Source organism: Thermodesulfovibrio sp. 3907-1M (genome assembly GCF_040450955.1).
GTDB classification, from domain to species: Bacteria; Nitrospirota; Thermodesulfovibrionia; order Thermodesulfovibrionales; family Thermodesulfovibrionaceae; genus Thermodesulfovibrio; species Thermodesulfovibrio autotrophicus.
Map to the genome: position 1 here is coordinate 1 of NZ_CP144373.1, position 15,340 is coordinate 15,340.

A 15,340-nucleotide genomic window follows, 5' to 3' on the forward strand; every position below is an offset into this window, starting at 1 on the left:
AAAATAAAGTTTTATAAGATTTTAAGGAGGAGACGATGGCTAAGGCAAAATTTGAGAGGAAGAAGCCGCATGTAAATGTAGGAACGATAGGGCACATTGATCATGGAAAGACCACACTTACAGCAGCGATAACGAAGTATCTGGAACTTAAGGGATTGGCGCAGTACAGGAGTTATGACCAGATAGACAATGCACCTGAGGAGAAAGCGAGGGGGATAACGATAAACACAGCCCATGTAGAGTATGAGACAGACAAGAGGCATTATGCACATGTAGACTGTCCTGGACATGCAGACTACATAAAGAACATGATAACGGGTGCGGCGCAGATGGATGGCTCCATACTTGTAGTGGCAGCCAATGATGGACCTATGCCACAGACAAGGGAGCACATACTGCTTGCCAGGCAGGTAGGAGTGCCGTACATAGTAGTATTTATGAACAAGACAGACATGGTAGATGATCCTGAGTTGCTTGACTTAGTAGAGCTTGAAGTGAGGGAATTGTTGAGCAAGTATGGATTTCCTGGGGATGAGATACCGATAATAAGGGGCAGTGCATTGAGGGCATTGGAAAGCAGCAGCAGAGATCCGAATGCAGCTGAGTACAAACCCATACAGGAGCTACTTGATGCGCTGGACAACTACATACCAGAGCCTGAGAGGCCGATAGACAAGCCATTTTTAATGCCCATAGAGGATGTATTCAGCATCTCTGGTCGTGGGACAGTAGTGACGGGTAGAGTAGAGAGAGGGATAATAAAAGTAGGAGATGAAGTAGAGATAGTGGGATTAAGGGAGACACGGAAGACAGTAGCCACAGGGGTAGAGATGTTTCGTAAGATACTTGATGAAGGAAGGGCAGGAGACAACATAGGAGTACTGTTAAGGGGGATAGGCAAGGATGAAGTAGAGCGTGGGATGGTGTTGGCGAAGCCAGGGAGCATCACACCGCATACAAAGTTTAAGGCAGAAGTTTATGTATTGACGAAGGAAGAAGGGGGGAGACACACACCCTTTTTCAATGGATACAGGCCGCAGTTTTACTTTAGGACAACGGATGTAACAGGAGTGATAAAGTTACCTGAGGGAGTGGAGATGGTAATGCCTGGGGACAATGTTAATCTGACAGTGGAGCTGATAGCGCCGATAGCGATGGAGGAGGGACTAAGGTTTGCAATAAGAGAAGGTGGAAGAACAGTAGGTGCAGGTGTAGTCACAGAGGTGCTGGAGTAAAAAATGAGAGATATAATCCTACTTCAGTGTACAGAATGTAAAAGTAAAAACTACTCCACAACCAAGAATAAAAAGACTACGCCTGATAAGTTACAATTAAAAAAATATTGTAAGCATTGTAGAAGACATACATTACATAAAGAAACAAAAGCTTAAGAATAGGCCAGTAGCTCCAACGGATAGAGCACCGGACTCCAAATCCGGGGGATGGGGGTTCAAATCCCTCCTGGCCTGTTCATTATGTTTTTTTGAGGTGAGAGATGATATCAAAGCTTAAGAATTTTCTTAATGAAGTAAAAATAGAGGCAAAAAAGGTTAATTATCCTAAAAAACACGAGGTAATAGCCTCTACTTGGGTAGTAATTGTAACAGTGGTTTTAATCTCCTTTTTTCTCGGTTTAATAGATTTTGTTTTATCAAGAATTGTAACTGCATTTATCAGGTGAAAATATGGCAAAACAGTGGTATGTGGTTCATACAATGTCAGGTTTTGAAGAAAAGGTGAAAGCTTCAATTGAAGAAAGAGTTAAGAGCAAGGGGCTTGAGGATAAAATTTCAAGAATCCTGATTCCAACTGAAAGGATAATTGAAGTCAAAGGGAAAAAGAAAAAAGAGCAGGAAAAGAAATTTTATCCGGGATATATTCTTGTAGAGATGGAACTGAATGAAGATACATGGCATTTGATAAGAACCACTCAGAGAGTAACAGGATTTGTGGGCGGTAAAAAACCTGCACCTATTCCAGAAGAAGAAGTGGAAATGATTCTGCAGCAATTGGAGAAAGGCAAGGCTCCACAAATTAAAACTCATTTTGAAAAGGGAGAAACAGTGAGAATTACCGATGGTCCATTTACTAATTTTACAGGATACATTGATGAAGTAGATTCTGAACATGAAAGAGTTAAAGTTATGGTAAGTATTTTTGGAAGGCAGACACCTGTAGAACTTAATTTTTCACAGGTTGAAAAGGTTTAAAGGAGGAATAAATTATGGCAAAAAAGGAAGTAACTGCACAGGTAAAACTTGTAATACCTGCAGGTAAAGCAAATCCTGCTCCGCCGGTAGGACCTGCACTGGGTCCACATGGTATCAACATTATGGAATTTTGCAAACAGTTCAATGCCCAGACACAGAATATGGGAGACACTCTCATTCCTGTTGTATTAACTATCTATAAGGATAGGTCCTTTACTTTCATACTCAAGACTCCTCCTGCAAGTGAGCTCATTAAAAAGGCTGCTGGAATTATTAAAGGTTCTGGTGCAACAGGAAAGGAAAAGGTAGGCACATTAACAATGAAACAAGTTGAAGAAATAGCAAAAACAAAACTACCAGATTTAAATACAAAGTCCTTAGAGGCAGCAATGAAAATGATTATTGGCACTGCAAAAAGCATGGGTGTGGAGATAAGGGGGTAACATAGATGGGTAAAAAATTAGCTGCTGTGAAAGAAAAATTAGATACTACAAGGGAGTATACGCTTGAGGAAGCAATTGATTTTCTAAAAGAAAACAGCTTTACTAAATTTGATGAGACTGTTGAGATGGCAATAAATTTAGGAGTGGATCCGAGAAAATCAGATCAAGTTGTTCGTAGTACTGTAGTTCTTCCCCATGGAACGGGAAAACAGGTTAGGGTTCTGGTTTTTGCTAAAGGTGAAAAAGAAAAAGAAGCAGAACAGGCTGGAGCTGATTATGTAGGAGCAGAAGATTTAATAGAGAAGATTCAGCAGGGATGGCTTGAATTTGATAGGGCTATTGCAACTCCTGATATGATGGGACAGGTTGGTAAACTCGGTAAAATCCTTGGTCCAAGAGGATTAATGCCAAATCCAAAACTTGGCACAGTAACTTTTGACATTGCAAAAGCGGTCAAAGAAGCAAAGGCAGGAAAAATTGAATACAGAACTGACAAAGGCGGTGTTGTCCATGTTCCAATAGGTAAACTTTCCTTTGATAAAGAAAAGCTCGTTGAAAATGCTATAGCGGTTTTAAAATCAGTAATTAAAGCAAAACCACCAACCTCAAAGGGAAAATATATTAAGAAAGTAGTTCTTTCTTCTACAATGGGACCTGGTTTGAAAATAGATATATCAAAGCTTAAACTTTAAAACAGGCTTTGCCTGTTATTAATAATCTGAGACAGCAGGTGCCATGAGGCTTAATGGTACAGCCGCCTGCCGAGATTAGAAGGGTAATAGATTTATGAAGCCTTCAGTTGCACCGCTGTCCGGGAAAGGAGGTATAATCTGAGCACTACAAAAGAAACAAAGAAAAAAAGAGTTGAAGAGCTTGTTCAGAGGCTATCCAGAGCTAAGTCTTTTATTTTAACTGATTTTCAGGGCTTGACTGTTGCTGAAATTTCAGAATTAAGGCAGGCGATTAAAGACTCTGGTGGAGAGTATAAAGTATGTAAAAATACTCTTTTCAGGATAGCCATGACAGATGCTTCTTTAAGGCAGCAGCTGGAAAGCTCCTTAAAGGGATGCACCGGCGTTGTTTTTGGTTACGATGACCCGGTGGTTACAGTTAAAAAAGCCCTTGATTTTTCTGAAAAGAATGAAAAATTTAAGATTAAACAGGGTGTTGTTGAAGGTAAGGTATACTCTCCAGCAGAACTTAAAGAGATTTCAAAGTTACCTTCAAAGAATGTCTTGCTCGGTATGCTCGTTGGTGGAATGAGTTCTCCACTGCAAAAAATGGCTTATGCAATGCATGGAGTTACTCTTAAATTACTTTATGCATTAGAAGCATTGAAAAATAAGAAAGCTCAATAAAAGGAGGAAGAATTATGGCAATTACAAAAGAAGAGGTCTTTCAATTTTTTGACAATTTAACAATTCTTGAACTCAGTCAGTTTATTAAAGAGTTTGAGGAAAGATACGGAGTGACAGCAGCAGCACCAGTGGCAGTTGCAGCAGCAGTGCCAGGTGCACCCGCAGCTCAAGCAGCAGCACCAGCAGCTGAAGAGAAAACAAGTTTTGATGTAATCTTAAAGGCAGCAGGAGACAAGAAAATTCAAGTAATTAAAGTGGTAAGAGAGCTTACTGGACTTGGTCTTAAAGAGGCTAAAGATCTGGTTGATGGTGCTCCAAAGCCAGTTAAGACAGGTGTTTCTAAGGAGGAAGCAGAGACAATCAAGGCAAAACTTGAAGCTGAAGGAGCAACTGTAGAAATACAGTAAAAAATCTTAAAAAAGAAGGAGAACCATGATAAAGCCTTTAAGAGAGAGAATAAACTTCGGAAAGGTACCTCCACTTGTGGAGGTGCCTTATCTTTTAGAGTTTCAGAAAAAATCTTTTGAGAAGTTTCTTCAGAAAGATGTTCCACCTGAAGAAAGAGTTGATGAGGGACTTCAGTCAGCCTTAAACAGTGTTTTTCCAATAAGTGATTACAATGGTACAACCACAATAGAGTTTATTTCCTACTCAGTTGGAGAACCAAAGCTGAGCCCATATGAATGCATGGTTAAGGGATTAACTTATTCAGTTCCTATAAAAATGAAGGTTCGTTTAAATATATGGGATAAGGATGAAGAAGGAAGAAAGTTTCTTAAAGAATCAAGAGAGCAGGAAGTTTTTCTTGGCGACCTTCCAATGATGACAGAGACCGGTAGCTTTATAATAAACGGAGTTGAGAGAGTCATTGTCAGCCAGCTACACAGGTCTCCTGGCGTTTATTTTGCGCCAGATAGAAGTAAAAGCAGAATAAGCGGAAGATTTCTTTACTCTGCAAGAATTATTCCTGTAAGAGGTTCCTGGCTTGATTTTGAGTTTGATTCAAAGGATCTTCTTTATGTGAGAATTGACAAGAGAAAAAAATTACCAGCCACAATTGTTCTTAAAGCACTGGGATATACAAACGAAGATCTGTTGAAAATCTTTTATCCAATAGAGGAAATAAGAATTAAAGACGAAAATACCTATACCAGAGTTGTAAGTGATATTTTAGTGGGGGTTAGAACAAAAATAGATATTGTTGGTCCTGATGGCGAGATTATAGTAAAGGAAGGCAGTAAGATTACAAGGTATGCACTGAAGAAAATTAAAGAAGCAGGAATTCAGGAAATACCAATTTCAAAAAGTGAAATCATCGGGAGAATAACTCTTTCAGATATTGTTGATCCTGAAACAGGTGAAGTCATAGTTGACAGTAATAAAGAGATTACAGAAGAAGCTTTCCATAGAATTATAGCTGCCAGAATTCAAAAATTAGACTTGCTTTTTATAGACAATGTCAACTATCTCCCATCATTACGGGAAACATTGCTTACTGACAGGGTTACGAGCAAAAAGGATGCTTTAAGAGAAATATACAAAAAATTAAGACCTGGAGAGCCTGCTACTGAGGAGGCAGCAGAGGAACTCTTTTATGGATTGTTTTTTGATCCAAAAAGATATGATCTTTCAGCAGTTGGAAGGCTTAAATTAAATCAAAAATTGGGACTTGACATACCCCTTGATGTAAGAGTGCTTACTGACAAAGATATTATAGAAATTGTTAAATATCTTCTCAATCTCAGAACAGGCAAAGGAGAGGTTGATGATATAGATCATCTTGGAAACAGAAGAGTAAGAGGAGTTGGTGAACTTCTTGAAAACCAGTTCCGTATAGGATTGGTTAGAATGGAAAGGGCAATCAGAGAGAAGATGACAATTACAGAGGTTGAAACAGCAATGCCTCATGATGTGATAAATACAAAACCTGTAATGGCAGCAGTTAAAGAGTTTTTCAGCACCAGTCAGCTCAGCCAATTTATGGATCAGACAAATCCATTAAGTGAAATTACACACAAACGCAGGCTCAGTGCATTAGGACCTGGAGGACTGACCCGTGAAAGAGCAGGATTTGAAGTGAGAGACGTACATCCAACTCATTATGGAAGAATATGTCCTATTGAGACCCCGGAAGGACCTAACATTGGACTTATAACCTCTTTAGCCACTTATGCAAGAATAAATGAGTTTGGTTTTATAGAGTCTCCTTACAGAAAAGTGGTTAATGGAAAAGTTACAAATGAGGTTCACTATTTAAGCGCCCTTGAAAGTGAGAACTATGTTATTGCAGAGGCAACAACTCCTGTAGATAAAGATGGAAATATTATTGGAGAGACAGTTTCAGCAAGAGTTAAGGGAGACTTCAAAATGGTATCACGCGATGAAGTGGAATATATGGATGTCTCTCCAAAACAGATCGTTAGTTTGTCTGCTTCTTTAATTCCATTTCTTGAAAATGACGATGCTAACAGAGCACTCATGGGTTCTAATATGCAAAGGCAGGCTGTTCCTTTAATTCAAACTGAAGCTCCTGTAGTTGGCACAGGAATGGAGTTGTATGCAGCAAGGGACAGTGGTTGGCTTGTTGTTGCAAAAAGGGCAGGAATAGTAGAAAATGTTGATGCTACAAGAATCGTTGTGAGAGTTACTGAAGAAGGTGGAGGAGTTGATATATACAATCTTATAAAGTTTCACAAATCCAATCAGGGAACATGCATGACTCAGAAGCCCATTGTTAAAGTGGGACAGGTTGTAGAAAGAGGAACAATCTTAGCTGATGGTCCAAGTATGGACAGAGGTGAGCTTGCTCTTGGCAGAAATGTTCTCGTTGCATTCATGCCTTGGGGTGGATATAACTTTGAGGATGCTATACTGATCAGTGAAAGACTTGTAAAAGAAGATGTTTACACATCTATTCACATTGACGAATTTGAGATTGAATGTAGAGATACAAAGCTTGGTCCTGAAGAGATTACGAGAGAAATTCCAAATGTGAATGAAGAGCTTCTTAAAAATCTTGATGAAGATGGAATTATAAGAATAGGTGCAAAGGTAAAAGCAGGCGATATCCTTGTTGGAAAAGTAACACCCAAAGGAGAAAGAGTCTATACACCTGAAGAAAAGCTTCTTTACGCCATATTCGGTGAAAAGGCAGAAGATGTTAAAGAAAGCTGTCTTTATGTCCCGCCAGGAATTGAAGGAGTTGTTATTGATGTAAAAATTTTAACAAGAAAGGGCAAAGAAAAGTCCAGAAGAGCCCTTGCTATAGAAGAGGAAGAGATAAATAGAATAGAAAGAGACAGAGAAGATGAAATAAGAATTCTTAAAGAGACAAAGGCAAGTAGAATCAGAAAAATACTTCAGGGTAAAATTGTTCTTGAGGATGTCCGTAAAGGTGAAAAAGTCTTGTGCCCAAAGGGAAAAGCACTTACAGAGAAGGTTGTTAATCTTCTTGATGTAAATCAACTACTCAAACTGAAGGTAGAAGACCCTGATGTTAAGGCAGAAGTAAACAGAGTTAATAAAGAAGTAGAGCAGCATATAAAGCAGATTTATGCAAAATACAATGAAAAAATTGAAAGAATCCGTAAAGGAGATGAGCTTCCTGCTGGTGTCAATCAGATAGTTAAGGTTTACATTGCCATGAAAAGAAAAATTCAGGTTGGAGACAAAATGGCAGGCAGACATGGAAATAAAGGCGTTGTCTCTATGGTTCTGCCTGAAGAGGATATGCCATATCTTGAAGATGGAACACCTGTTGATATTGTGCTTAACCCCTTAGGAGTTCCTTCCAGAATGAATGTAGGACAGATTCTTGAAACTCATTTAGGATTGGCTGCCAAGGCCCTGGGTCTTTATGTGGCAAGTCCTGTTTTTGAAGGTGCGAAAGAAGATGAGATAAAAGAGATGCTTAAGAAAGCCGGCTTTCCAGCAACGGGTCAGGTAACTCTTTATGATGGAAGAACAGGCGAACCTTTTGAAAGGCCTGTTACAGTTGGCTATATGTATATGCTAAAACTGCATCATCTTGTGGCAGATAAAATTCATGCTCGTTCCATAGGTCCTTATTCCCTTGTAACCCAGCAACCTCTTGGAGGTAAAGCACAGTTTGGTGGGCAGAGACTTGGAGAGATGGAAGTATGGGCACTGGAAGCATATGGAGCAGCCTATACACTTCAGGAGTTTTTAACTGTAAAAAGCGATGATATAACAGGTAGAACCCGCATGTATGAAGCTATTGTTAAAGGACATCCTGTGTTGGAGCCGGGAGTTCCTGAGTCATTTAATGTTTTAATGAAAGAACTCCAGAGTCTTTGTCTTGATGTTGATCTTCTGGAGAAAAAGAAAAAAACTTAAGATATGAACTTTGAATTAATTTTAAAGGGGGTATAAACCTTGACAGAAGATATTTATTCACTTTTTCAAAAACCTAAAAATCCAAGAGATTTTGATGCGATAAGAATAAAACTTGCTTCACCTGAAAAAATAAGGGAATGGTCTTATGGAGAAGTAAAAAAGCCTGAAACCATTAATTACAGAACATTTAAGCCAGAACCTGAAGGACTTTTCTGTGCTAAAATTTTCGGTCCTATAAAAGACTGGGAATGTCTTTGCGGCAAATACAAACGAATGAAGCATAAAGGCGTTATATGTGATAAATGCGGAGTTGAAGTAATTCAGAGTAAGGTCAGACGCGAAAGAATGGGTCACATTGAACTTGCTGCTCCTGTGGCACATATATGGTTTGTCAGAGGAGTTCCAAGTAAAATGGGACTGTTGCTTGACCTTTCTGTCAGACAGCTTGAAAGAGTTATTTACTATGAAGACTACATTGTTATAGACCCTGGAGATACGCCTTTAAAGGAAAAAGATATTCTCACTGAAGAGGAATACAAAAAGTATGTTTCTCAATATGGTAGCAAATTTAAAGTTGGAATGGGAGCAGAGGCCATTAGAGAACTTCTTAAAAAGATTGATCTTGATGTTCTTGCAAAGGAGCTTAAAGAAAAGATAGAGACTGCCACCTCCACGGGAATTAAGAGAAAACTTACAAAAAGACTCAAGGTTGTTGAAGCTTTTAAAAATTCGGGTAATCGCCCTGAATGGATGGTTCTTGATATTATTCCTGTGCTTCCTCCAGAGCTTAGACCACTGGTGCCTCTTGATGGTGGAAGATTTGCCTCTTCAGATTTAAATGATCTCTACAGGAGGGTTATAAATAGAAATAACAGATTAAAAAGACTGATGGAGCTTAAAGCTCCCAGTGTAATTATCAGAAATGAAAAGAGAATGCTTCAGGAAGCGGTTGATACACTTTTTGACAACACCAAGCGTTCAAAAGCTCTGAAAGCAGGCACCCGCAGACCTCTTAAATCCTTAAGTGACATGATAAAGGGCAAACAGGGAAGGTTCAGACAGAACCTTCTTGGTAAAAGAGTTGATTATTCCGGTAGATCAGTAATTGTTGTTGGTCCTGAACTTGATATGCATCAATGCGGATTACCTAAAACAATGGCTCTTGAGCTTTTTAAGCCCTTTGTTTTCAATAAACTTGAAGAAAAGGGTTATGCAACAACAATAAAACAGGCAAAAAGACTTGTTGAGCAGGAAAAGCCTGAAGTGTGGGATGCCCTTGAAGAGGTGATTCAGGAACATCCTGTGCTTTTAAACAGAGCTCCAACACTTCACAGGCTGGGAATTCAGGCTTTTGACCCTGTGCTTGTAGAAGGAAAGGCAATCAAGCTTCATCCACTTGTATGTACAGCCTTTAATGCAGATTTTGATGGTGACCAGATGGCTGTTCATGTTCCTCTGTCCTATGAAGCTCAAATTGAGGCAAGAGTTCTAATGATGTCAGTGGGAAATCTTCTCTCTCCTGCTAATGGTAAACCTATTGTTGTGCCAACACAGGATATGGTATTGGGGATTTATTATCTTACAAAGGAAAAGAAGGACGCAAAAGGTGCGGGTAAAGTTTTCTCCGACGTGCAAGAAGTTATTCTCGCTTATCAGAGCAAGGTAGTGGAAAAGCACGCTCCAATAAAAGTCAAAATAAATGGACAGCTTGTTGAAACCACCGTAGGAAGAGTTCTTTTTAGAGAGATTGTGCCAGAGGGTGTTCCTTTCCAAATGATTAATAAGGAGTTGACAAAGAAGGAGCTTGGAAAACTGATTGAATATATTCATTATAACTTTGGCAAAAGGGATACGGTTTTATTTTTGAATAAGCTTGAAAAATTAGGATTTGAGATTGCCACTCAGTCAGGAATTTCTATATGCATTGATGACATGCACATCCCTTCAAAGAAAGCAGAGTTGATTAAAGAAGCAGAAGCTCAGGTAATGGAAGTTCAGAGGCAGTATGCTGAAGGATTGATTACGCAGGGTGAGAGATATAACAAAGTTATAGACATATGGGCAAATGTTACGGAGAAAGTTGCTGATGAGATGATGAAAGAGCTTGGAGCAGAAAAGGGCAAAGAGTTAACACCAGAAGAACTTGCTGAAAGAAGGTCCTTTAACAGCATCTTCATGATGGCTGACTCAGGTGCTCGTGGCAGCATAGCACAGATAAGGCAGCTTGCTGGTATGAGAGGACTTATGGCAAAACCTTCAGGTGAGATTATAGAAACCCCAATTACAGCCAATTTCAGAGAAGGACTTACTCCGTTACAATACTTTATCTCCACGCATGGTGCAAGAAAAGGTCTGGCAGATACAGCACTGAAAACAGCAAATGCTGGTTATCTAACAAGAAGGCTTGTTGATGTGGCTCAGGACATATTTCTTACAGAAAATGATTGTGGAACAAAAGAAGGAATATATATCACTGCCTTGATAGAAGGTGGTGAAATAGTAATGCCTCTTGAAGAACGAATCTATGGTAGAACGCTGGCAGAAGATGTTAAGGATCCTCTTACTGGTGAAATAATTGCAAAAAGGGATACTTTAATAGACCAGATGGTTGCGAAGAAGATTGTAGATGCAGGAGTTGATAGAGTAAAAATTCGCTCTGTGCTCACATGCAGAACAAAATTCGGTGTTTGTTCAAAATGTTATGGAATGGATCTCGCAAGGAGTGAACCTGTTGAAATAGGTGAGGCAATTGGAGTTATTGCTGCTCAGTCTATTGGAGAGCCAGGTACTCAGCTTACAATGAGAACCTTCCACATAGGTGGAGCAGCAACCAAAATAGTTGAGCAGGCTGTACTGGAAGCCAAGACTTCAGGAACAGTTGTATTTAAAAACATTCATTATGTAGAAAGAAAAGATGGCTCACTGGTTGTTCTTAACAGAAATGCCATGATTGCTATCACAGACACCTCAGGAAGAGAAAGGGAAAAATATAATCTTGTATACGGTGCTAAAATTATTGTTAAGGAAGGACAGATTGTAGAGGCTGGGCAGAGACTGGCTGAGTGGGATGCCTATACAACACCAATTATCACTGAAATAGGTGGTAAGATAGCTCTTGGTGATATGGTAGAGGGTGTTACATTTAAAGAAGAGACAGATCCTACCACAGGTCTTTCTCACAAGATAATAATTGATTATCCAGCAACTTACAGACCTCGTGTTACTATAAAGGATAAAGATGGAAAAACAGCTCGCCTTCCTTCAGGATCGCCTGCAAGGTATCTTCTTCCAGCAGGAGCAATTTTAGTAGTTGACAAAGGAGATGTAGTAGAGCCAGGAGATATACTTGCAAAAATTCCAAGAGAAACAATTAAAACGAAGGATATAACAGGAGGACTGCCAAGAGTAGCAGAACTCTTTGAAGCAAGAAGACCCAGAGAAGCAGCAATTGTAAGTGAGATAGATGGCATAGTGGAATTCAAAGGAAGTCAGAAAGGCTCAAGAGTTATAGTTGTCAGAGGAGCAGATGAAACAAGAGAGTATATTATTCCAAAGGGTAAGCATGTAATAGTTCACGATGGAGACTGGGTTAAAGCAGGCGAGCCATTAATTGATGGATCTATTAATCCTCACAGTATACTTGAAATTTTGGGTCCCACAGAACTTCAGAGATATCTTGTAGATGAGATTCAGAAAGTTTATAGACTCCAGGGCGTTTCAATACATGACAAACATATTGAAGTGATTGTAAGGCAGATGATGAAAAAGGTAAGAATAGAGGATCCGGGCGATACATCTTTTCTCATAGGTGATGAGGTTGATAGATTCACATTCATTGAGGAAAATGAAAAAGTTATAGCCCAGGGAGGCAGACCTGCTCAGGCAAGACCGCTTTTACTTGGAATTACAAAAGCAGCTCTTTCAACGGAATCATGGGTATCAGCAGCTTCATTCCAGGAAACCACCAGAGTTCTTACTGATGCAGCAATTGAAGCAAGGATTGATGAGTTGAGAGGATTAAAAGAAAATGTGATAATGGGAAGAATTATTCCTGCTGGAACAGGCTCTCCGGTGTATAAAGATACCTTGATTAAAGGTGAGTTTTACACTATGCAGATAGAACACTCAAGTGAAGAAAGGCTTGAAGAAAACTGATTTACCTCGTTTTATAGCAGATGTAATGCTCGGAAGCCTGAGCCGCTGGCTCAGGCTTTTTGGTTTTGATACATTGTACAGGAATGATTTTACAGACAAGCAGCTTATAAAGCTCTCTTTGCAGGAAGACAGAGTGCTTTTGACCAGAGATAATGCTCTTGCTAAATCAAAGTTATTAAAAAAAGTTTTACTGATCCAGTCAGAGGAAATCAGAGAGCAGATTAAAGAGGTTTTGCTGTCCTTTTATCCGAAATTAGAACTTTTAAATCTCAAACCAAGATGTCCCGTTTGCAATGGAGAGACTGAGAGAATTAAAAAAGAAGAAATTAAAGGACAACTACCTGATTATGTTTTGTTTTCCAGTCATGAATTTATCATGTGCAAATCCTGTGGTAAGATTTACTGGGAGGGAACACATAAGGAGAAAATTGATGAAGTGAAAAAAGATATTTTACAAAGCCTAAAATAACTTATTTTCTTTTTTAAAAACCTTCAAAATTCGCATTGCTGTAGGTAAAACCTGATTTTCAATGTAATAATCAATATCAATTTTTGATGGATCTGCAAGCTCTACTGGATAGGCTCTTTCACTTATTGAGCCAGAACCTTTCTGAATTATATATCCTATTACGCTTCCTTCACCCACTGGAATGTCTTTTTCAAGCAACCTCTTAGCAGCTACTACATGAGGAGATATTAATTTATACTCTGACACAGGCTTTGAAAGCTGCTCGTAAACAACCAGCTCTTTTAAATCATAATTGCCTTCCCGTAAAGCTTTAACTCTTTCATCAAGGTATTTAAAGGCTTTTGGAATATCTTCCTCAATGAGGCATATTTTAAGAATCTCCTGCTGGGTAGCTCTTGCAAACTTACAGAGGTCTCTTCTTACTACTTCAAGCCCTCTTATTTTCAGCTTTCCCTTTTCATCAACTAAAGCATATCTTTTCTTTGCCACACCTCCGGCTTCTCTTGAAACAAAAAGCCCCTTAACATAGAAATCTTCAAGGTCAAGCCTCATAAGTCCTGGAAGACTTTGATTTATTTCTTTGATAAACTCTTCAACTTTTTCTTTATTGTCAATTTTCAAAAATGCTGAATCCGTATCTCCATATATAGCATGAAATCCTTTCTCAGAAGCTTTTTTTAAGACTTCTTTAATCCAGTATCTTCCAAGAGCTGTAATTGCCTCGGCACATTCTTTTGAATACCATCTGCTTGCAGGATAGGCATAATAACCATATGAGGCATTTATGATTGTTTTCAGTGCTCTCTGTTTTGTATCAAGCTCTAAGTATTCATGAGACTCTGGGTTAAGTTTTTTTAATTGTTTTTTTAGTTCAAGCCTTTCAATTAAAAGTTCTTCAACTGCCTGAGATTCAAAGCCTTTTTTATTTTTACAGAACCAGTAAGGAAAATCAGGAATTTTGTATCCATTGTCTTTACAGCAACTACAGTTAAGAGTATCAATTGATATGTTGTATGTTGCAATTATTGATGGATAAAGAGAAGCAAAGTCAACAACAGCAATTCCTTTATGAAGCCCTACTTCTGGTTCTTTTACAAATCCTCCCTCATATGTTGTTTTCTGACGCTCCTTTATTTCATCAAATTTTGGCTGATTTGGAATCACTCTGTTTTGTTGTTTTGCCTTTTTAATGTAATACCATTCTACAAGCTGGCTATAGGGCATTCTTGATGTGTCAAAAAGAGACTGTCCCGTGATTCTTGTCAGTTCCTCAATATCAGGTAAAAGCATTTTTGTAAGTTCATAAACAAGTTCACTATCTTTTAAGCAGTATCTTGCAAGTTTGTCAAGCTCATGCCCTTTATCCCATGCCTGCAGGATATCTTCATACTCCATATCAAGCTTTGTATCACCAAGAAGCTCCTGCGCGACATTTTTTAAGGTAAGCTGCTCACTCTGAAGCATTGCAGAGAGAATATTAAAGACAAAATTAAATATGTCAATATGAACTCTTCCAATAAGTCTTGCAGTTGTAAATCGTGCTCTTTTTGAAAGAGTTATTCCAGAGTTATCCCTTGAAAGAATACTAATGTCCACCTTAAGTTGTCTTGCCCTTTCTCTCAGTATTGGCATGTCATACAAATCTGTATTGTATCCAACAATTATATCAGGATCATAATCCTTTACAATTTCAATAAAGTTTTTTATAAGTTCCTTTTCATCTTTAACAACCGTTGTCTCCACAGTGTATTTTGCTTCCTGATATGTAATTACCTTTGATAAACCTTCTCCGAATACGGAAATCATCACAATAGATGGAGTTCCTCTTTGCACTTCAAGAACTTCCATATCAAAAGCAAGAATTTTAAGTTTTGGTGAAGCTGCAGCAGCTTTTTTAATTGATTTAACCTGATTGCCATGAGTTTCAATTTCAAGCCATTGTAGGCAGGACAATTGTCTTTCAGCAAGATATGTTCTATATGGTGACAGCTGATATTCAAACTCATCAACTATGGAACCTGAGCCACCTCTTTTTGCTTCAAGAACTTTTATTGCATCCCTTACCTTTTGTAAATCCTGATGCCTTTTTGTGTAAATTTTTATAAACTCCTTTTGCTGACCATAAAAGATTTTTTTCTCCTCAGTCATTTCAGTAACTGCAAGAGAATTCTCCTTAATGATTTTTTCAATTTCTTCAATAGCCTTATTTTTATCTGCGGGAAGCACTAAAAAATAAGGACGATATGATGAATCAATAAGTTTTTGTCTTTTCCCATCCTCTGTTATTCCAAAGAGAAGAATGCCATCAGAAGAATCGTCTATGTCTATAAGATAAAGTAGCATTACTTT

12 protein-coding genes and 1 tRNA gene are annotated in these 15,340 nt (G+C 38.6%); 12 read left to right on the forward strand and 1 reads right to left on the reverse strand.

Going from position 1 to position 15,340, the window contains the following annotated elements; all coding sequences use genetic code 11:
* Positions 1–35 precede the first annotated feature (35 nt).
* The 12 genes from tuf to V4D30_RS00060 all read left to right on the forward strand — a co-directional run bounded on the left by tuf (position 36) and on the right by V4D30_RS00060 (position 12,991).
* On the forward strand, positions 36–1,235 hold the full coding sequence (gene tuf / locus V4D30_RS00005) for an elongation factor Tu (RefSeq protein WP_353684206.1): 1,200 nt from the start codon (positions 36–38) through the stop codon (positions 1,233–1,235).
* A gap of 3 nt (positions 1,236–1,238) precedes the next feature.
* Positions 1,239–1,391: a 50S ribosomal protein L33 gene (gene rpmG / locus V4D30_RS00010; protein WP_353684207.1), complete on the forward strand. Its 153-nt coding sequence runs from the start codon at positions 1,239–1,241 to the stop codon at positions 1,389–1,391.
* A gap of 4 nt (positions 1,392–1,395) precedes the next feature.
* Positions 1,396–1,469, forward strand: a tRNA-Trp gene (locus V4D30_RS00015).
* A gap of 26 nt (positions 1,470–1,495) precedes the next feature.
* Positions 1,496–1,681 (forward strand): preprotein translocase subunit SecE, encoded by a 186-nt coding sequence (secE, locus tag V4D30_RS00020; RefSeq protein ID WP_353684208.1) that lies wholly within the window; start codon positions 1,496–1,498, stop codon positions 1,679–1,681.
* 4 nt (positions 1,682–1,685) lie between these two features.
* Entirely contained in the window at positions 1,686–2,210 is a 525-nt protein-coding gene (gene nusG / locus V4D30_RS00025) for a transcription termination/antitermination protein NusG (RefSeq protein ID WP_353684209.1), read from the forward strand.
* 14 nt (positions 2,211–2,224) lie between these two features.
* Entirely contained in the window at positions 2,225–2,653 is a 429-nt protein-coding gene (rplK, locus tag V4D30_RS00030; RefSeq protein WP_353684210.1) for a 50S ribosomal protein L11, read from the forward strand.
* Positions 2,654–2,658: 5 nt separating this feature from the next.
* Positions 2,659–3,345, forward strand: coding sequence for a 50S ribosomal protein L1 (rplA, locus tag V4D30_RS00035; protein ID WP_353684211.1), 687 nt, complete (start codon positions 2,659–2,661; stop codon positions 3,343–3,345).
* Positions 3,346–3,483: 138 nt separating this feature from the next.
* Positions 3,484–4,011: a 50S ribosomal protein L10 gene (gene rplJ / locus V4D30_RS00040; RefSeq protein WP_353685175.1), complete on the forward strand. Its 528-nt coding sequence runs from the start codon at positions 3,484–3,486 to the stop codon at positions 4,009–4,011.
* A 14-nt stretch (positions 4,012–4,025) separates the two neighbouring features.
* The gene (gene rplL, locus V4D30_RS00045; protein WP_353684212.1) at positions 4,026–4,418 is read left to right on the forward strand and encodes a 50S ribosomal protein L7/L12; all 393 of its coding nucleotides are present in this window, start codon (positions 4,026–4,028) and stop codon (positions 4,416–4,418) included.
* Between the two features lie 25 nt (positions 4,419–4,443).
* Positions 4,444–8,367 carry a DNA-directed RNA polymerase subunit beta gene (rpoB, locus tag V4D30_RS00050; RefSeq protein ID WP_353684213.1) on the forward strand — a complete coding sequence of 1,308 codons (3,924 nt, stop codon included), beginning with the start codon at positions 4,444–4,446 and terminating at the stop codon, positions 8,365–8,367.
* A 39-nt stretch (positions 8,368–8,406) separates the two neighbouring features.
* Entirely contained in the window at positions 8,407–12,522 is a 4,116-nt protein-coding gene (gene rpoC / locus V4D30_RS00055; RefSeq protein WP_353684214.1) for a DNA-directed RNA polymerase subunit beta', read from the forward strand.
* Complete coding sequence (locus V4D30_RS00060) at positions 12,497–12,991, forward strand: Mut7-C RNAse domain-containing protein (protein ID WP_353684215.1); 495 nt, start codon at positions 12,497–12,499, stop codon at positions 12,989–12,991. The genes rpoC and V4D30_RS00060 overlap by 26 nt, the downstream gene beginning before the upstream one ends.
* Here the strand turns inward: V4D30_RS00060 and V4D30_RS00065 are convergent.
* Positions 12,983–15,334: a DNA-directed DNA polymerase gene (locus V4D30_RS00065; RefSeq protein WP_353684216.1), complete on the reverse strand. Its 2,352-nt coding sequence runs from the start codon at positions 15,332–15,334 to the stop codon at positions 12,983–12,985. The genes V4D30_RS00060 and V4D30_RS00065 overlap by 9 nt on opposite strands.
* Positions 15,335–15,340: the final 6 nt, after the last annotated feature.